The organism is Frankia sp. AgB1.9, from assembly GCF_016786355.1.
Lineage (GTDB): Bacteria > Actinomycetota > Actinomycetes > Frankiales > Frankiaceae > Pseudofrankia.
This window is the reverse complement of sequence record NZ_JADWYX010000156.1, coordinates 1-18,537: the sequence shown is the minus strand read 5'-3', so window position 1 is coordinate 18,537 and position 18,537 is coordinate 1. Positions and strand designations below refer to the sequence as shown.

At 72.2% G+C, this 18,537-nt stretch carries 13 protein-coding genes, 1 tRNA gene and 1 pseudogene; 11 read left to right on the top strand and 4 right to left on the bottom strand.

Annotated elements, in window-relative coordinates; all coding sequences use genetic code 11:
• The first annotated feature begins 445 nt into the window (after positions 1–445).
• Positions 446–1,543 (top strand): glycosyl hydrolase, encoded by a 1,098-nt coding sequence (locus tag I6A60_RS36910; RefSeq protein WP_307874057.1) that lies wholly within the window; start codon positions 446–448, stop codon positions 1,541–1,543.
• Between the two features lie 263 nt (positions 1,544–1,806).
• Here I6A60_RS36910 and I6A60_RS36905 read toward each other — a convergent pair.
• Positions 1,807–1,887 (bottom strand) — tRNA-Leu (locus I6A60_RS36905).
• 408 nt (positions 1,888–2,295) lie between these two features.
• On the opposite strand from I6A60_RS36905, the gene I6A60_RS36900 reads away from it, so the two are divergent.
• The 6 genes and pseudogenes from I6A60_RS36900 (at position 2,296) to I6A60_RS36875 (ending at position 8,021) form a co-directional block, all read left to right on the top strand.
• Positions 2,296–2,946 carry a hypothetical protein gene (locus tag I6A60_RS36900; RefSeq protein WP_307874056.1) on the top strand — a complete coding sequence of 217 codons (651 nt, stop codon included), beginning with the start codon at positions 2,296–2,298 and terminating at the stop codon, positions 2,944–2,946.
• A gap of 1,256 nt (positions 2,947–4,202) precedes the next feature.
• Positions 4,203–5,015, top strand: a pseudogene (gene murI / locus I6A60_RS36895) (glutamate racemase); the annotation flags it as partial.
• Positions 5,016–5,227: 212 nt separating this feature from the next.
• Positions 5,228–5,974 (top strand): MBL fold metallo-hydrolase, encoded by a 747-nt coding sequence (locus I6A60_RS36890; RefSeq protein WP_203020299.1) that lies wholly within the window; start codon positions 5,228–5,230, stop codon positions 5,972–5,974.
• 42 nt (positions 5,975–6,016) lie between these two features.
• The gene (rph, locus tag I6A60_RS36885; RefSeq protein ID WP_203020297.1) at positions 6,017–6,769 is read left to right on the top strand and encodes a ribonuclease PH; all 753 of its coding nucleotides are present in this window, start codon (positions 6,017–6,019) and stop codon (positions 6,767–6,769) included.
• Positions 6,766–7,413, top strand: a complete 648-nt coding sequence (gene rdgB / locus I6A60_RS36880) for an RdgB/HAM1 family non-canonical purine NTP pyrophosphatase (protein ID WP_203020295.1) — start codon at positions 6,766–6,768, stop codon at positions 7,411–7,413. Before rph ends, rdgB begins: the two co-directional genes overlap by 4 nt.
• A gap of 236 nt (positions 7,414–7,649) precedes the next feature.
• Positions 7,650–8,021: an RpiB/LacA/LacB family sugar-phosphate isomerase gene (locus tag I6A60_RS36875; protein ID WP_307874055.1), complete on the top strand. Its 372-nt coding sequence runs from the start codon at positions 7,650–7,652 to the stop codon at positions 8,019–8,021.
• A gap of 36 nt (positions 8,022–8,057) precedes the next feature.
• Here the strand turns inward: I6A60_RS36875 and I6A60_RS36870 are convergent, their stop codons facing one another.
• Both I6A60_RS36870 and I6A60_RS36865 read right to left on the bottom strand, forming a co-directional pair.
• A complete protein-coding gene (locus I6A60_RS36870; RefSeq protein WP_203020289.1) occupies positions 8,058–8,843 on the bottom strand; it encodes a tyrosine-protein phosphatase in 786 nt (261 codons plus the stop codon).
• 132 nt (positions 8,844–8,975) lie between these two features.
• Entirely contained in the window at positions 8,976–9,863 is an 888-nt protein-coding gene (locus I6A60_RS36865; protein ID WP_307874054.1) for a NeuD/PglB/VioB family sugar acetyltransferase, read from the bottom strand.
• A 195-nt stretch (positions 9,864–10,058) separates the two neighbouring features.
• On the opposite strand from I6A60_RS36865, the gene I6A60_RS36860 reads away from it, so the two are divergent.
• A complete protein-coding gene (locus I6A60_RS36860) occupies positions 10,059–11,030 on the top strand; it encodes an NAD-dependent epimerase/dehydratase family protein (RefSeq protein WP_203020285.1) in 972 nt (323 codons plus the stop codon).
• A 160-nt stretch (positions 11,031–11,190) separates the two neighbouring features.
• Here I6A60_RS36860 and I6A60_RS36855 read toward each other — a convergent pair whose 3' ends face one another.
• A complete protein-coding gene (locus I6A60_RS36855) occupies positions 11,191–13,131 on the bottom strand; it encodes a nucleoside-diphosphate sugar epimerase/dehydratase (protein ID WP_203020283.1) in 1,941 nt (646 codons plus the stop codon).
• Positions 13,132–13,345: 214 nt separating this feature from the next.
• Between I6A60_RS36855 and I6A60_RS36850 the strand changes: the two genes are divergently transcribed.
• From I6A60_RS36850 to I6A60_RS36840, 3 genes are all read left to right on the top strand, one after another.
• Positions 13,346–14,950, top strand: a complete 1,605-nt coding sequence (locus tag I6A60_RS36850) for a polysaccharide biosynthesis tyrosine autokinase (RefSeq protein ID WP_203020281.1) — start codon at positions 13,346–13,348, stop codon at positions 14,948–14,950.
• Positions 14,947–17,124, top strand: coding sequence for a DUF4012 domain-containing protein (locus tag I6A60_RS36845; RefSeq protein WP_203055824.1), 2,178 nt, complete (start codon positions 14,947–14,949; stop codon positions 17,122–17,124). Before I6A60_RS36850 ends, I6A60_RS36845 begins: the two co-directional genes overlap by 4 nt.
• Before the next feature lie 97 nt (positions 17,125–17,221).
• Entirely contained in the window at positions 17,222–18,352 is a 1,131-nt protein-coding gene (locus tag I6A60_RS36840; protein ID WP_203020277.1) for a hypothetical protein, read from the top strand.
• The last annotated feature ends 185 nt before the right edge of the window (positions 18,353–18,537 follow it).

The window sequence follows — 18,537 nt, the reverse complement described above, 5'->3', positions numbered from 1 at the left end:
GGCCGGCCGGCGCCCCCCGCCCCCCCTGCCCGCCCCCGCCCCCCCGGCCCGTTGGGGGCGCGCCGGGGCTTCGCCATGTGCCACAGACGCCGACACAAAGGACACTGGCGAAACAACGAGACATCTTCGCCACCGCGACGTCCCGGGATGACCGCACACCGGTGCACAAAGGCGTCCGGCCGGAAGTTAGCGTGCGAGACGACAAAGCGAGCAATCCCACCCCCGTGCACCGGTTCGAGCGTGGTCGCCGATTGCCGAGGCTGTCGGGCGGAAGGGATGTCGGGTGCGACACCGCGCAGGCGTCTCGGTGACCTCGGGGTCCTCACGGGCTCCTGATGGCCGGCCGGCCGACCCGCGAATACCAGCCAGGCAGACTCCGAGCAGCGCGGGCAGACGCGGCGGTCGGCGCAGGCTCGGCTGGACGGCCGCCGCGACTGTACTGACCGTGGCAGCGGCCGCCCTTGGATTCTTCGTGCTGACCCCGCACGGCGGGAGCAGTGTCGTCGTGGCCCCCAGCGTCGGGAACGGGCTCAGCCGGGCGCTGGCGCTCCCAACCGCCCCGACCCCGACCTTGCCCGCCTCGGCGACTCCCACGACAACACCGACTCCGACACCGGCGGCCACGACGACGAAGCCGGCCGCCGCCCTGGCCCCCGCGCCAGGCGGCGGGCGCATTCCGGGCGGGCTCTCGGGGATCACCGCCGGCAGCCTGAGCCAGGTGCAGGCGTGGGAGAAGTTCCGCGGCACGCCGGTCAACGTCGTGCAGACGTTCGCAGACCTGAGTAGCTGGGACACGATGGTCCACCCGTGGCTCGGCTCCGGCCCGGAGAAGTTCTCCACCTTCAACGGCCGTTGGGTGATCTCCGAGTCGTTCTACCCAGACGGCGGCGGCGACATGGGCACCTGCGCGAGCGGCGGATACGCCGCGAAATGGAACCAGTTCGGCAGTTGGCTGACCGCCCAGGGACGGCCGGACACGATCGTGCGGCTCGCCTGGGAGGCCAACGGCGACTGGGAACCCTGGTCGGTCGGCAAGACCGACACGAGCACGTGGATCCGCTGTTTCCAGCAGGTCGTCACCGCGATCCGCGCCACCGATCCGAAGGTGCGGATCGACTGGACGCTGAACTCGCACAGCGGCGGCCTCGACGCCTACCCGGGCAACGGCTACGTCGACATCGTCGGCATCGACACCTACGACCACTGGCCGCCGAGCCTCACCCAGGCGACCTTCGACCAGCAGTGCCACGAGGCCACCGGGCTGTGCTCGGTGATCGCGTTCGCGCGGGCGCACGGCAAACAGTTCTCGGTCCCCGAGTGGGGCCTCGTCGGCAAACAGGACACCGGCGCCGGCCGGGCGGGCCAGGCGGGCGGCGACAACCCGGTCTACATCCGGGCCATGTACAACGTTCTGCGCGCGAACTCCGACGACCTCGCCTACGAGGCCTACTTCAACGACGCGTCGCCGGACAACGTGCACTCCTCGCTGGTCAACCCGGACGAGAACCCGAACAGCGCGGCCCTCTACGCCCAGCTCTGGTAAAGCCGCGGGCGGTCGCTGACTCCACTGTCGGCCCAGCGCAGTGATCGCCGTTTCCGCCCTCTCGTGGTCGTGAAGTGGGCCTCGTCGCAACCACCTGAGGGCCAAACTCGCGATCATGTTCGGGGTTCGGACTGTCGGGCATCACCGCGGTTATTCGAAAGCGTGTGGCGGGGCGGAGCCCCGCACCGGGGGTCGCCCCCGGGCAGACATTGCGGCCATCGGCGAAGCCGACCAGAGGTCGGCGAGCAGCGTCGACCAGCTCGTGCGGGAGGGGGGACTTGAACCCCCACGCCCTAGGGCGGCAGATCCTAAGTCTGCTGCGTCTGCCATTCCGCCACTCCCGCGTAGTACCAGGGTATCGATCGCCGGGAGGTGTGCGGCCTGGTGGGGCGCGGCGAGGCCCAGTCGCGGCCGCCGTCGGGCTGGTACCGGACAGTGACGGTAGGTCACCTCAATGGTTGGCGGCGGCGTGGCGCGGAAGTCCGGTGGCTTTGCAGTGGTCCGAGGTCGGTGTGACACGCTCCCAGGGGCAACGCGGCTGGCAGCCTGCGCGTCAGAGGGACCGTAAGGCGAGCGCGGCGACGCCGGGCCAGGCGCGAGGCTCGGGCAATTAGCGGCAGCAACCTGTATCGGCGGCCGTCGGTATGGCAGGCGGCGGGAACCGCGCTGGCGGGCCGGGAGGCGCGATGACCTTCCCACTTCGCGGCTGCGGCGACTCGTGGCCCGGCAATCCGTGGAGGGAGAGCAATCCGGTGAGGCGAGCGGGTGAGGCCGGGGGGCTGCTCGACGGCGAGATGATGGCCAGCCTGTTCCCGGACCGGCGGGTGGTCCGCGTGGAGTTGGACGGCAGGCTCGTCGACGCGGTTTTCCACCTGGATGCCGAGGAGCATGCCCGGCGGGTCCGGGTTGGGCTGGGAGCGATGTGCTACCCGCGGCTGCTGCGCCGGCTCGCGGACCTTTCGAACGGTGTGGCCCCGCTGGACCCGGGGCTGCTGGCCGAGACGAGCCTGCTGCCGGATGGCGTGGTCGAGTGGTCGGGCCTGCGTGGCCCGGTCCTGCTGCTGGAGCCTCCGCTGGTGCTGGACGCGGTCGTCGTGCCGGCTGTCGGTCGGGCGCAGACGCGTCACGTGCGGGTCGCGGACCGGTTCGCCCCGTACGCGCCTCGCTGGGTCATCAGCGGGGACCAGCTTGTGGACGCCTCTGTTCTCGTCGCGGCCTCGGTGGGTGGTGTCGGCCTGGTCGCGCGTTGGCCCGAGCCGGAGGTCATCGCGTCGGCTGCTCCGGCGGCAGGGCGGGCTCTGCCGGGTCGGGCCTGGCTGCTCGCCGAGCAGGCCTACGGCGCCTGGCTCGCGGCGGGTGCGCGCGCTGACGGGCGCGCGGACATCGAAGCGGCGACGGTCTGATCCGTTCCAGCCCGGGCGCCGCGCACCTTTTCGCTGGGCTGCGTCTCGTCCGAGAAGCCTGGAGCGGCGCGCCGTCAGCCACCGCATCGGGCAGGAACTCGGCCGACCGACCGTTTTGACGGCTCCGAGGGACCCTGTTGGGTTGATTCGGGGTGTTGAGGCTGCGCGGTCCTACGTGGTGGCGGCGAATCTCGTCCGCGGCCGAGCGCGGGGTCGGAGCGGAGCCTGATCCGGCCCTGCCGGTGACCCGGAAGCCTGCGCGCGGCGTTCGGTCCCGGTAGCGCGGGCCGCCAGACCCGCCATGATCGCTGTTTGGGCCCTGGGGTGGTTGTGGAAGCGTCCCCACCACGACCACCTCAGGGCCAAAACGGCGATCAAGGTCAGGCGAGTGTCTCGCGCCGTCTGGACCGCTCCTGGATTCGGCATTTGCCTTGATCCACCTCGCCGTGTGGAGCCGGCCCGCCGACAAAGGCGGTCATAGGTTCCAGATCAGCCAGGCCGCGCCGAATGAACCAGCGGGGTTTGATCGCGGCCATGCGCCGGACGACGCGTTCCGGTGATTTCACGGACTGTCGCGGCCCGGCGCGCCGGGAATCGAGGGCGTCGCTCCGTGGCGGCTTGCGCGCGGTTCGCGTCCTCGGTGAGATGCGGCTGCGACGGCCAGCCGGCCGTTCGCGTCGGCGAATCGACGCGAAGGCGGGCGGCCTGCGCGAACCAGGATGAGGGATGCGACTGGGGTGCCACGGTCCGGGGACGGATGGATCGGCCCGGACACCTCAGCCGCGTCCTCAACCTACCTGTTCGATCGCTGTTAGTCACTGATCGATTACAGGCAGTTCCCAGACTACACCGCGAGGTCAGAACTTGCCGGGCGACACACCGTTATGGTCACCATATCGGCACGCAAGGGAACATCGACGGCGATGTCACCCCGCTCGGGTGACCGGTGAAGGCTTGTGGCGTAGTCACCTGCTGGGGCTGTCCTGGACGTCGTGCCCGGCGTCCAGGAGGCTGGGCCGCAGGGGTTGGCGCCCCGTGCCACCGCCTCGCTGCCACGACCTGATTCGCCGAACCAGCCGCATTCCTCGGCTCGTCAGCGTGAGATGTCAGGCGACGTGCGCATCATCACGACCGGCGCATACCGTTGCAAGACCAGGCACTCCCGGACGTCTCGCCCGGATGCCCGCGGTTCGACAATGCGCTCGTGACGACACCCACAGGGTGTCCATGGGGTTTCCGGCTTAGTCTTTGCCCTCATGAGCGACGCGCCGATAGGGGTGTTCGACAGCGGCGTCGGCGGTCTGACGGTGGCCAGGGCCATCCTCGACCAGTTGCCGCACGAGCCCTTGCTGTATTTCGGCGATACCGCGCACGCGCCGTACGGCCCGCGCCCTATCGCCGAGGTTCGCCGGCTCGCGCTCGACGCGATGGACACGCTCGTCGCCGAGGGCGTGAAGCTTCTGGTGATCGCCTGCAACACGGCGAGCGCCGCCTGCCTGCGCGATGCCCGCGAACGTTACGACGTTCCGGTGGTCGAGGTCGTCCTGCCGGCGGCCCGCCGGGCGGTGGCCGCCACCCGCAGCGGCCGGGTCGGGGTCATCGGCACCGTCGCGACGATCACCAGCCGGGCCTACGACGACGCGGTGGCCGCGGCCGCCGACGTGACGCTCACCAGCGTCGCCTGTCCCGCGTTCGTCGACTTCGTCGAACGGGGAACGACCGCCGGGCGTCAGCTGCTCGGCCTGGCCGAGGCATACCTCGCGCCGCTGCAGGAGGCGGACGTCGACACCCTGATCCTGGGATGTACGCATTATCCGTTGCTGACCGGGGTTATTGGGCTCGTGATGGGGGAAAGTGTCACCCTGGTGAGCAGCGCCGAGGAGACAGCAAAGGACACCTACCGGGTGTTGGCCCGTGGTGGGCTGTTTCGCGATCCCGAACTCCCGCCACCGGTTCATCGGTTTCTCGCCACCGGCGACCCGCGCTCGTTCACCAGGATCGGCCGCAGGTTCCTCGGGCCCGAGCTGGCGGCCGTCCTGCCGGCTCAGCCCAGCGGGGAGCGCGCGGCGGCCGGGTCACCAGCCGCTGTCGGCACACCGGTCGCGCCCACGACCGCGATGCCTCCCATCGGTGGCGCGGTGGCCGGGTCGGCCGGTCGCGCCAGCACCAGTGGCGCGCAAGCGCCTTTGCCCCTGAGCATGGCGGTGGGCACGCGGGAACGGGACGGGGGCGGCGACAACGTGACGACGGCGGTCATGGCGACGGCTGAGGCGGTGCGCCAGTGAAACTGACGATCCTGGGCTGCTCCGGTACCTACCCCGGGCCTAACTCCGCATGTTCGTCCTACCTGGTCGAGTCCGACGACTTCCGGCTCGTCGTCGACGCGGGCAACGGCTCGCTCGGCGAACTGCAGCGCCACTGCGACCTGCGGGACGTCGACGCGGTCCTGCTCAGTCACCTGCACGGCGACCACTGTCTCGACCTCGTCGTGCAGAGCTACGCCCGGCGCTACCACCCGCAGGGCACCCCGCCGAAGCTGCCGGTCTACGGCCCGATCAACACCCGCGAGCGGATCTGCGGCGCCTTCGAGCGCTGGCCGGAGGACTCGCTGGCCGACATCTACGACTTCCAGACGATCGGGCCCGGCCGGGTGCACATCGGCCCGTTCCTCATCGACCTGGCCCGGGTCGCCCATCCGGTGGAGGCCTACGGCGTGCGGATCAGCGCGGACGGCAAGGTGCTCACCTACTCCGGCGACACCGGCCCGTGCGAGAAGCTCGTCCGCCTCGCCAAGGACAGCGACCTGTTCCTGTGCGAGGCCGCGTTCCTCGACCACGAGAACAACCCGCCCGACCTGCACCTCACCGGGCGCGAGGCCGGCCTGCACGCCGAGGCCGCCGGTGTGGGCCAGCTGGTCCTCACCCACCTCGTCCCCTGGGGCGACGCCGTCCGCAGCGAGGCCGAGGCCACCGCCGCCTACAACGGCAAACTGACCGTAGCCACCCCAGGCGCCTCCTTCGAGGTTTGATCCGCGCCCAGGGTTGTCGGGACGCGAAGATAAAGTCCGGGCGTGACTCGACATGACGGCAGGGCGGCCGACCAGCTCCGGGACGTGACGATCGTCCGGGGATGGCAGGATCAGGCGGAGGGGTCCGCGCTGATCAACTTCGGGCGGACCAGGGTGCTGTGCGCGGCCTCGGTGACCGAAGGCGTCCCGCGCTGGCGCAAGGGCAGCGGGCTGGGCTGGGTGACGGCCGAGTACTCGATGCTGCCCCGGGCGACCAACACCCGCAACGACCGCGAGTCCGTGAAGGGCCGGATCGGCGGGCGCACTCATGAGATCTCCCGGCTGATCGGGCGTAGCCTGCGCGCCTGCATCGACCTCAAGCAGCTCGGCGAGAACACGATCGCGATCGACTGCGACGTGCTGCTCGCCGACGGCGGCACCCGGACGGCGGCGATCACCGGCGCCTACGTGGCGCTCGCCGACGCCTGCGACTGGCTCGGCCGGCCCAAGGCGATCAGCGGCGGGGTCAGCGCGGTCAGCGTCGGCGTCGTCGGCGGTGTCCCGATGCTCGACCTCGCGTACGTCGAGGACTCGGCGGCGGATACCGACATGAACGTCGTCTGTACGGACACCGGCTCGTTCGTCGAGGTCCAGGGCACCGCGGAGGGTGTGGTGTTCGACCGCGCGATGCTCGACCAGCTGCTCGACCTGGCCGTCGCCGGCTGTGCCCAGCTCGCCAAGGCGCAGGCCGACGCTCTCGCGGGCCCGCCGCCGGCCGGGCCGGCCCGGCCGGCGAGCCGTGGCGGCGGCAAGTGACCGCGGTCGTGGGGGCGCCGGCGCGGCTGGTGCTGGCCAGCCGCAACGAGGCCAAGCTCGTCGAGCTGCGCCGGATTCTGGCGGCGGCGGGTCTCGCCGTCGAGCTGGTCGGGCTGCCGGACGGTCCCGAGGTGCCCGAGACGGGCCGCACCTTTGCCGAGAACGCCCTGATCAAGGCCAGGGACGCTGCGGCGACGACCGGCCTGCCTGCCGTCGCGGATGACTCGGGGCTCACCGTCGACGAGCTCAACGGAATGCCCGGCGTCCGCTCGGCCCGCTGGGCCGGCAGTCCGCCCGGCCGGCCCCGGGCCGAGAAGGACGCGGCGAACAACGCCCTGCTGCTCGCCCAGCTCGACGACGTTCCCGCCGAGCGCCGGGCCGCGGCCTTCGTCTGCGCGGCGGCGTTCGTCGACCCGCGCGGCACCGAGCACGTGGTCCACGGCGAGATGCGCGGCCAGCTGCTGGCCGAACCGCGCGGCGCGGGCGGCTTCGGCTACGACCCGCTCTTCCGCCCCGATGGTGAGACCCGGACCAGCGCCGAGCTGACCGCCCAGGAGAAGGACGCCATCAGCCACCGCGGCCAGGCCTTCCGCGCACTCGCCGCCGTGCTGCCCGACCTGTTGGGCGCCGGCGCCGGTCGATAGCGGGTGCCGCCGGACTATTCGCCCGCCCGCGGGCGCCCCAGGGTTCAGTTTTCGGTGGTAGGCGACTGCTAAAATCGGGGCGACAGCGGTCGGGGCGGTGCCGCGGGGGCTGGCGGGGTTTCGCCACGCGGCCCATTGCCCTCGAACAAGTCGACGGGTAATTGAAAGGTGCGGCGAGACCGGTGACTGCCGGGAATTTCAGGGTAATTTTTGGTGCGGACGACACCAATGAGTGCGTGACCGCGGTGCGGGAGTACCTGCGGGCGAACTACGAGACCACGGTCGTCGACCCGACCAGCTGGCCGGAGCTTTCCGAAATGGTGGCCCGTGGTGTCGCTGCGGGCGAATACCGTTTCGGTGTGCTGATGTGCTGGACGGGGACGGGCACGGCGATGGCCGCGAACAAGGTTCCCGGCGTGCGGGCCGCTCAGGCCTGGGAGCCGTGGATCGCGACGAACGCGCGCCTCTGGAACGATGCGAACGTCCTCACGATGAGCCTGAAGAGAACGGCCACCGAGGTCGCGCTCGACTGTTTGCGGGCGTTTCTCGCGGTAACGGACCCAGATCCCGAGGAAATACCGCAGATCGAAAAGGTCCGGGGTCGGTAGATATCCCGCGACGCCGTAATTGGGCGGGCGCGCTGGTCAATCCGCGTTGTTGGCGACGAGACGGCTGCGCAGCGCGGTGATGGACTCGTCGGACAGGCCGGCCTGGCGGGCCCAGCCGGCGGCGTCGCCCCACGTCTGGTCGACCCGCTCGAGAACCCCGGCCATCACCTCGGGGCGGACCCGCAGCTGGTCGACGTCCGCGCGGGTGCGGATCCCGCGCTCGTAGGACGGCAGCGCGGACAGGCGGGTCTCGATGAGGTGGATCCGGTCGTTGGTGGCGAGGTAGTCCTCGATGATCGCCTCGCGCTCGACGCCGACGATGGAGAGCACCACCGCGGCGAGCACGCCGGTCCGGTCCTTGCCGGCCGCGCAGTGGAACAGCGTCGGGCCGTTGGCCTCGTCCGCGATCAGGCCGATGGCGGTGCTGACCGAGTCGCCCGCCAGCCGCAGGTAGTCCAGGTAGTGCTCGACCCGGTCGTCGCTGGTGCGGATGCGGATCAGCGCCAGCGCCGCCTCCTCCTCCGCCGCGATCTCGGCCGGCATGAGCCAGCGGGTCCGCAGGAAGGAGAGGTTGTGGTACGCGATCGCCTCGTCACCCAGCGGGCCGCGGCCCTCCCGAGTCGCCTCCTCGGGGGTGCGCAGGTCGAGGATCGTCCGCAGGCCGTAGTCGTCGCGGAGCCGCAGCACGCCGGCCGGGCTCAGGTGCTGGAGGGTGTCGCTGCGCAGCAGCACCCCGTACTGGGTCTGGCCGCCATCCACGGTGGGTAGCCCACCCAGATCGCGGACGTTGTCGCAACCTTCGAGCTCGTACCAGCGATCCACAGGCCCGATGCTAAGCGGCGGTCCGGGTCGGGCGCCCGGATTCCGCCGTTCGGGTGACCTCGGACCGCGACTGTTCACCGGGCCCGCCCGAGGCCGTCCGCGGCGCCCCTGATCTCTCGGAGTGCCTCGGGCTCAGGCAATCTCCGCCTGATGGACGGGCCGGGACTGGTCCGGCCGGGACTGCTGGTGGCGTGGCTGCTCGTGGCGTGGCTGCTCGTGGCGTGGTGGCGGCGGCCAGGTCGGCGGTCGGACGTCGTCGGGTGGCAGGTCGGCGAGGTCGGCCGCGTCCGCCTCTGCCAGGCCGTGTGCGAGCGTGCGTCCGCCCCGGGCACCGGCGGCGATCGGGCGCGCCGGGACGCCGGCGACGACCAGTTCGGGCGCGACGTCGTCGACGACGACCGCGCCTGCCCCGACCACGGCGCCCGCGCCCACCCGGCGTTGCCGCACGACGGTCGCCTGGCTGCCGACCCAGGCCCGCGCGCCGATGTCCGCGCCGCCGGCGACCCGGGCCCCGGGCGCGACGGTCGCGTAGTCACCCAGGCGGCAGTCGTGCGCGACGCTGGAGCCGACGTCGACCAGCACGTGCCGGCCGGTGGCGATGTTCGTCGTCAGGCTGGCCAGGGCGCAGACCACGGTGCCGGGGCCGAGCTTGACGTCGCCGCCGAGGTTGGCCCGCGGGTGGACGAGCGTCGCCGGTCGCCGGCCGGCGGCGCTCGCGTAGCGGTCGATGCGGGCCCGGGCCCCAGCGGAGCCGACGCCGATCAGGTAGTCGGCGTCGAGGGTGGCCAGCAGGTCGAGGCCGCCGAGCAGGCTGGCGCCCCGGCGGGCCAGCAGGTCGGCGTCCGCGCTGTTGTCCTCGCGGGGCGCGGCGTCTGGCTGGTCGTCGAGGAAACCGAGGAAGCGGTAGGCCGGCGCGTCCGGGGTGATGGCGTTGACGGCCTCGACGACGTCGAGCAGCTCGCGGCCGTATCCGCCGGTCCCCACGATGACTAGCTGCCGACGGTGGCGGCGTGTTGACACACCGTGACCGTAGAACGGCGGGCCCAGGAGTTCAACGGCAGCGGCTCCGTGATGTCGAGGCGCCGTGGTCGGGCTGGGAGCGCCGGGCGTGTCGGCGCCGGTGGTTCCGTGTCGCTTGCCAACGGTGACGAGATGTGGGAGGAGCGGCAAGCATACTACGTTGAGCGCCGGACTGATTTCGAAGGGTGATGATCGATGAAGGTCGTGGTGACCGGTGGAGCCGGCTTCCTCGGTTCCCATCTGACCAGAGAACTGCTCGTGGCGGGCTGCGACGTCGTCGTCGTCGACGACCTGAGCACCGGCGCGGTCTCGAACCTGTCGGGCCTACCGATCAAGCTGATGGTGGGCAGCGTGACCAATCGTGCCCTGCTCGAGGAGGCCGCGGCCGGCGCCGACAGCATCGTCCACCTCGCCGCCCGTCCCAGCGTCGAGCGATCGCTGCTCGACCCGATGGCCAGCCACGACGTCAACGTCACCGGCACGCTGACCGTGCTCGACGTCGCCCAGCGGGCCGAGGCCCACGTGATCGTCACGTCGAGTGCCGCGGTCTACGGCGACGCCGGTCCACTGCCCCGCCGGGAGGACGGCCCGGTGGCCCCGCGCAGCCCGTACGCGGCCAGCAAGCTCGCCGCGGAGGCCTACGCGCTCGGTTTCCAGGCGAGCTTCGGGCTGCCGGTGCTCGTCGCGCGGCTGTTCACCGTGTTCGGCCCGTTCCAGTCGGTCGGTCACGCCTACACGGCCGTCATCCCGGCCTTCATCGACGCGGCCCTCGCGGGCCGGCCGCTCACCGTCCACGGCGACGGCCGCCAGACCAGGGACGTCGGCTACGTCGAGCCGATCGCGGCGATGCTCGCCGACGCGACCACTCGCCGACTCGCGCATCCGGGCCCGGTCAACCTGGCCTTCGGCGCCCGGGTCGAGCTGCTCACGCTGGTGGCGGCCCTGGAGGACATCCTCGGCTACCAGCTGCCGGTCGCGTTCGGGCCGGGCCGGGCCGGCGACGTGCGCGACCAGCAGGCCGACCCGACGACGGCCCGGACCCTGTTCCCGCAGGCCGCCCCCGGGGACCTGGCCACCGCCCTGGACGCGACCGTCGCCTGGTACGCCGCCCGCGGCGGCTACCCGCTGGCCGCCCCCCGCCCACCAGCCGCCCAGCTGCCGTCGTAACTGTGAAGCGGCCGAAGGTCGCTTGCGCGACACCGGCCGCTTCACTGGTCGGGCGCTGAGGCGCCCTCCCGGCCCCGCTTCGAGGTGCATGTGGAATGCGGTGGTAGGCCTCAGATGAGCTACCGACCTTGGTTACGACCCGCCTTTCCTCGACTTCACTTCAGGCGCTGGTGGGCTGGTGGGGGATGCGGGTCAGGCTGGCGGTGACGGCGGCGAGGTCGGCGTCGCGGCCGAGCTCCAGCAGCGCGGCACGCACCTTCTCCTCGTCCGCCCACGGGTCCAGCTCGACGACGATGCTCGGGTCGAGCGCGGGCACCGGGACCTCGGAGATCAGCGGGTGGTGCGGCCGGTCGTCCGTCTCACCCATGCCGAACAGCGCCTCGTGCAGCTTCTCGCCGACCCCGAGGCCGGTGTAGACGATCTCGGCCTTCTGGCCGCCGGTCTTGGCCGCCGCGCGGGTGGCCAGCCGCTCCGCGACGTCGACGATCCGCACCGGCTCACCCATGTCGAGCACCAGCACGTCGCCGCCGGAGCCGATCGCCCCCGCCTGCAGCACCAGCTCGACCGCCTCCTGGACGGTCATGAAGTACCGGCTGACCTCCGCGTCGGTGACGGTGAGCGGGCCGCCGGCGGCGAGCTGGCTGGCGAAGATCGTCAGGACCGAGCCGTTGCTGCCCAGCACGTTGCCGAACCGCACGCTGACGTAGGGCAGGCGGTGCTCGGCGGCCACATGCGCGGTGAGCCGCTCGGTGATCCGCTTCGAGTAGCCCAGCACGGACGACGGGTCCGCCGCCTTGTCGGTGGAGATGTTGACCAGCCGCTCGACCCCGCAGGCCGCCGCCGCCTCCAGCACCGACAGCGTCCCCCAGACGTTGGTCTTCACCGACTCGCCCGGGAAGCGCTCCAGCAGCGGCAGGTGCTTGAGTGCCGCGGCGTGGAACACGACCTCGGGGCGCCGCTCGGTGAACAGCGCGGAGACCATGTCGACGTCCCTGATGTCGCAGAGCACGACCGAGTCGTCGTCGAGGCCGGTGTGGCCGTGGAGCGAGAGCTGGACGGCACGCAGCGCGGACTCGTCCCGGTCGAGCATGACCAGCTCGGCCGGGCCGAAGCGGTGCACCTGGCGGCACAGCTCGGAGCCGATCGAGCCGCCGGCCCCGGTCACGAGCACGCGGCGGCCCGCCAGGTAACCGGCGGTGGTCGCGACGTCGGTGCGGATCTGCCTGCGGCCCAAGAGGTCGTTGATGTCGATCTCCCGGATGTCGGTGACGTCGACGTTCCCGCCGATCAGGTCGGCCACCCTGGGCAGCACCTTGACGGCGAGCCCCGCCTCCTCGGCGAGGCCGGTGACCTCGCGGAGCAGGGCCGCGTCCGCGCTCGGGATCGCGACCAGCAGGGTCGTGGCGCCGGTGGCCCTGGCCACCGCGGCGATCGCGTCCCGCCCGCCTCGCACCCGGACGCCGTGCAGCTGCAGGTTCCAGCAGCGCGGGTCGTCGTCGAGCAGCGCGACCGGGTAGTACGGGCTGTCCGGAGTGCGCAGCATCGCGGCGAGCACCTGCTCGGCACCCTCGCCGGCCCCGAACACGATCAGCGGCTCGGTGCCCTCGGGCGCGGGGCGGCGCAGCCGTTCCTCGGTGAGGCGGTAGAGGTAGCGAACCCCGAACATGATCGAGAGGGTGACCGTGCCCCCGAGCGGCGGCACCGACAGCGGGATCGGGCGCGGCTGGCCGAACGCGAAGACGGCGATCTCCAGGCCGATCACGGTCAGCGTGACCGAGGTCAGGATGCTGAGCACCTCCTCGAACCCGCCGAACCGGTAGCGGCCGAGATAGAGGTGCAGCGCGGTTCCGACGAAGTGCAGCAGGCAGACGGCCAGTAGCACGATCACCCAGAACCCGGGGTCCCGCAGCGTCTCGACCTTGAAGTTGGAACGCCCGGTCTGAGCCGCGGCCAGGCCTGACACCAGCGCGAGGCTGTCGAGGGTGATCTGGAGACCGACCCGCTGACGGAGCTCGAGCCGTGACACGAGTCGCGACACGCGTCGCGCGGCTGTCGCCGTCCACTGCGCTTCACGCGTGCCGTCTACTCTACGTCTCCACATGACGCCATAGAGTAAGCGCAATCGATGGCGGATCCGTCGCTATCAAAGGGCCCCACTTGACGGGCGTGGCGGGGCTCGCCGCGGCAGAACCGGGTGTCCCGGACAGGCGGCGCGGACCCTCGGACATCCGGCGCAACCCGCCGGACGGGCGGCCCGGGCTGACCAGCGAACACGACCCGACGGCACACAACGAGATGAAAAGGGTGGGCGACGGGTGGAACTACGGGTGTACGCGCGCGTGTTGCGCCGTGGCTGGCTCCTCGTACTGACCCTCACGGCGGCCGGCGGGCTGCTCGCGGCGGTGGTGACCTGGCAGGCGGCCAGGATGTACGCGGCGACCGTGACCATGGTCGTCTCCACCGCGGGCGGCGGCTCGACCGACCTGTCGGCCGACGAAGGCGGGCAGCTCTCCGCGCAGCGGGTCAGGTCCTACGCGAAGCTGGTCGCCAGCGACCGGGTCGCCGCCGCGGTGATCGGCCGGCTGCACCTGACCGAGAGCCCCGACCTGCTGCGTAGTCGGATCGTCACCCAGGCGGTGCCCGACACGCTACTGCTGCGGGTCAGCGTCCGCGACTCGAGCGCACCGCGGGCAGAGCGTCTCGCGGATGCCGTCGGCACCGCGTTCTCCGCCGCGGTCGCCCAGGTCGAGGCGCCCGGCCCGGGCCAGCGGCCGGCCGCGCGGGTCACGGTCTGGGAGGCGGCGCGACCGCCCGCCGGACCGGTGACGCCTCGGCCGGCGCGCAACCTGGCGCTCGGTCTGCTCTGCGGGCTGGTCGCCGGCCTCGGCGCGATGTTCGTGCGGTACCGGCTCTTCAGCACCCGCTGCGACGCGGCCGAGGCCGCGGCGATCACCGGCCGGCCGACCTTCGGGTCGATCGTCTTCGAGCCGGAGGCCGGCCGGCGCCCGTTGATCGCGCACGCGAGCCCGCACTCGCCGCGGGCCGAGGGCTTCCGTCAGCTGCGCGCCAACCTGCGGTTCGCCGCCGTCGACGGCGGGCCGCACTCGATCATCGTCACCAGTTCCGGGCCCGACGAGGGCAGGTCCACGACGTGCTGCAACCTGGCGATCACCCTGGCCCAGGCCGGCGCCCGGGTCTGCCTGCTGGAGGGCGACCTGCGCCGGCCGTCCTTCGCCGGGTACCTGGGTGTCGACGCCGCCGCGGGGCTCACCTCGGTGCTGATCGGCGCCGCCGACCTCGACGACGTGCTCCAGCCCTGGCGGACCGGCCCGTCCTTGGCCGCCGGGAGTGCCGGCCCGTCCCTGGCCGCCGGGAATGCAGGCCAGGCGTTCGCCGCTGGTGGGCGGGGGTGGCTCGGCGACGGCTGCGTCGATGTGCTGCCGAGCGGCCCGGTCCCGCCGGACCCGGGTGAGCTGTTGGGCTCGCGCAAGATGGCAGAGCTCCTCGACCAGCTCTGCGGGCGGTATGACGTGGTGCTCGTCGACGCGCCGCCGCTGCTCGCGGCCTCCGACGCCGCGGTGCTGGCCGGCCGGGCCGGCGGCACCCTGCTCGTCGTCCGGATCGGGCGCACCAGCCGGGCGCGGCTGCGCCGAGCGACGGCGGCGCTGCGGTCGGTCGACGCCCGGGTGCTCGGCACCGTGCTGAACATGGTCCCGCCGCCGGGCCTCGCCGACGAGGGCCGCGGGCTGTTCGACGCGGTCCCCCCGCGCGGCCTGCGGGCCGAGCTGCCCGTCGCCGGCCATTCCGCCCTGGCACGTGACGCCGAGGCTGACCCGCGAGACGAGCCGGTCAGTCTCGCCTTCCTGCCCGGCCAGCGATCTGACCGGGAAGGCCTGATGACGGGGGCCACCACGCGATGACGACGGACCGAGCCGGCAACCGCGCCGGCGTCACCAGCGCACAGGCCGGCTCGGACGAGGTTTCCGTACCAGACACCGACGGCGCCGCGGGCGACGCTCGGGTGCCGGCGCAGCGCTCGCCCGGGAAGTCCCCGAACCCTCCGGTCGACGCCGCGGCCGCGGCGGCGGGTCTGGCGGACGCGGAGACGGTGGCGGCGGCTGTTCCGGCCGAGCGTCCGGCCGGCGGCGCCGGGCCAACCAGGCGTCCGGGGGCGGGGCCCGTGACGGTCGAGAGCCAGCCGCTCGGACTCGGGCGGCGCGTCCTGGCGGCCGGGGCGCGGGTGGGAACCTGGCCGAGCCGCGCGGTGCTCTGGCCGCGGCGGCCGCGGCGGCCGAGCCGGCGGGCTCTGCTGGTAGGCGGCTGCGTCGCTCTGCCGGTGCTGGCCCTGGTCGGCTGGGTGGGTGTGCGCGGGCTGCTCGCCTACCACGAGCTGGCCCAGACCCGTGCCGACCTGACCCGGCTCGAACAGCGGCTGCTCGACGGCGACGTCCCGCCGCCCGCCCAGCTCGCGGCCGAGGTGGGCAGGATCGACCGCCGGACCCACTCGGCCCGCAGCCTGACCGGCGACCCGGTGTGGTCCGCGGCCGGTCACCTGCCGGTCGTCGGGTGCCCGATGCGCGCGGCCCACGCGATGGTCGTCGCCGTCGACGGGATGGCCACGGGCGGGCTGCCCGCGATGGCCCAGGCCGCCGACGCGCTGAACCCGGCGTCGCTGCGGTCGGGTATGTCGATCGACCTGCCCGCCCTCACCCGCGGCAGCGTGCCGGTCGACCGGTCCGCCGTCGCGGCCCAGCGGTTCCGGGCGGCGCTCGACGCCGTCCCGGGCTGTGGCTGGACCGGCCGCAAGCTGGGGCTCACCCCGGCCCGCGACACGGCGATGGCCCAGGCACGCCGGCTCACCGGAGCGTTCGCCAGCCTGAAGCTCGCGGTCCAGCTGGCGCCCCCGATGCTCGGCGGTCAGGGCGAGCCACGCCGTTACCTGTTGATCGTGCAGAACCCGGCCGAGTCCAGGGCCAACGGCGGCATCATCGGCGGGTTCGGGCTGCTCACGGCCCAGAACGGGAAGCTGAGCCTCGACAACATCGCCGGCAACGGGGCGCTGCCGCAGCTGATGGCCAACTCGCCGCTGCGCACCGACCCGATGCTGCCGGCGGACCTGACCGCGCGCTACGGCCCGTATGAACCGACCCGAACCTGGGCCAACGCCAACCTGACGCCCGACTACCCGACGGCGGGCCGGTTCTACTCTGGCCAGTACCAGGCCGGCACCGGCGTCAGCGTGGACGGCACCATCAGCATCGACCCGACCGCGCTTTCCTATCTGCTGGGCGCCACGAAACCGGCCGTCATGCCGGACGGCAGAGTGATCACCGCGGGAAATCTCGTCAAGCTGGTCGAGTCGGACGCGTACTCGCTGATCAATGGTGAAGGCCCCCGCGACCAGTTCTTCGCCGACGTCGGCAAGGCCGTCTACCAGGCGGTGACGGCTGGCGGTGGGAACACGGCCGGCCTGCTTGAGGCACTCGGGCGCTCGGTGAGCGAGGGCCGGCTGTTGGTGTCAAGCAACCACGCCGATGAGGAAGAGGTGCTGGCCGCGACCTCGCTGGGGGGCGCGCTGCCCACCGGTCCCGGGCCTTTCCTGGCCGTGCTGACCCAGAACTCCGCGGCCAGCAAGCTCGACTACTGGACCCGTCGGACGGTGGACTACCGGTGGCAGCCGCGCCCAGACGGCAGCGGCATCGCGACCATTACCGTGCAGGTGCTCAACGCGGCTCCGGACGGCCTGCCCGACTACGTGCGCTACCGGCTGGACCTCGGCGGGCCGGGTGGAAACCCGGACGGGCAGAACGAAGTCTGGCTGTCCGTCTACACGGGTGTGGGCAGCCAGTTGCTCGGCTCCACCCTCGACGGCCGGCCGACGACCCTGACCCGTGACTCCGAGGACGGACACCCCATCGCCTCGACGTTCCTGTCACTGGACCGGGGAAAGCCTCGGACGCTCGTGCTGCAGGTCTGGGAGCCCGCAGGCGGGCCCGTGCTCACTGTGCGTCAACAGCCTTTGGTGAAGCCCGAGCAGTTCACCGTCGAGGGGCTGGCCGTTCGTCGTCCATGGTCACTCACTGCAAGCAACTGACCTCGCCGGGTGCGTGACACTCAGCGTCACGCTGCGTAACCTTCGCGTAGTCAATCCTCCGACTGCTTGTACTGATCACCCCATGGGGAGTGCCTCAATGAAACTCCGCGCGCTAGGAGTCGCGCTGCTCGCCAGCTGCGGGCTCGCGCTCGCCGTACTGCCGGCGTCCGTGGCCGCCGCGGTCGACGACCCAACCTCCGTGACCAGCCCGGTCACCTCAGAGTTCAGTCCGCCGCCGGTGACCGGCGAGGACCCGGCGGCGGTGACCGGTCCGGACGACCCCGCGACCGGCGTGGATCCCGCGGCGGTGACCGGTCTGGACCCGGTGACCGGCGAGGACCCGGCGGCCGTGACCGGTCCGGACGACCCCGGGATCAACCCGCCGCCGGCGCCTGACGACCCGAACTCGTCCTTCTTCGACGACAAGAAGCACCCTAAGCCCGGCCCGTACCCGCCCTCCAAGAAGTGCGGCGGCCTCACCGGAACCCTCTCGCTGGACCGGTCCGTGGTCGTCGTCGGCGGGTCGGTCGTGTTCTCCGCCTGTGGCTTCATCCCGGGCGCGATCGTCACCATCGCGGTCAACGGTTCCACCACCGGGACCGTGACCGCCGACACCAACGGCGACATCGTCGGCCAGGCTGTGTTCACGGAGGTCGGCAAGGCCACCTTGACGGCCACCGGTGAGGGCAGCCAGAAGATCGGCATCCTCGGCGACATCGACAACGGCCCCGACATCAACGTCGGCCTCGCCGCCCCGATGGACATGGGGCGGGGGACCCAGTCGATCACCCGCGTCGTCTCGGCCAAGGTTGACGTCCTCGACCACAACGGCAAGGACATGAACGGGACCTTCATCCCGATCCCGATCCCGATCCCGATCTTCATCGGCGGGAACGACGACAAGAACAACTGCATCGACGGCAACAAGGACGGCAAGGACGGCGTGAACACTCTGGGGGCCGTCGACGACAAGAACAACCTCGGCAAGGACGGTAGGAACGGCCTGAACTGCATCGGTGCTGTCGGCGTCGGTGTTGTCGGTGTGGGTGTCGGCGCCGGTGGCGTCGGCGGTGCCGGTGCCACCCCGGCCGGTGGGGCGCTGCCCTTCACCGGTGTGGAGACCGGTGCCATGGCCTCCATCGCGTTCGCGCTGCTCGGCGGCGGTCTGCTGCTGCGGGTCGCGGCTCGGCGGCGGCGGAACACCCTCGGCGCGCACACCGAGGGCTGAGCGAGGTCGAACCGCCCCACCGTGAGCTGGCAGCCGCCAGCTGACGGGAGCCGCCCGGCTGCACCTCGAGCGGCTCGGTGTCCCTCAGCTACACAGCAGAGGGTCTGACGGGCGGCCGGCTGCCAGGCCCAGGCCAGGCAGCCGGCGCCTGAACCAGGAAGGGCCGCTCCCGCGGACGTGGGAGC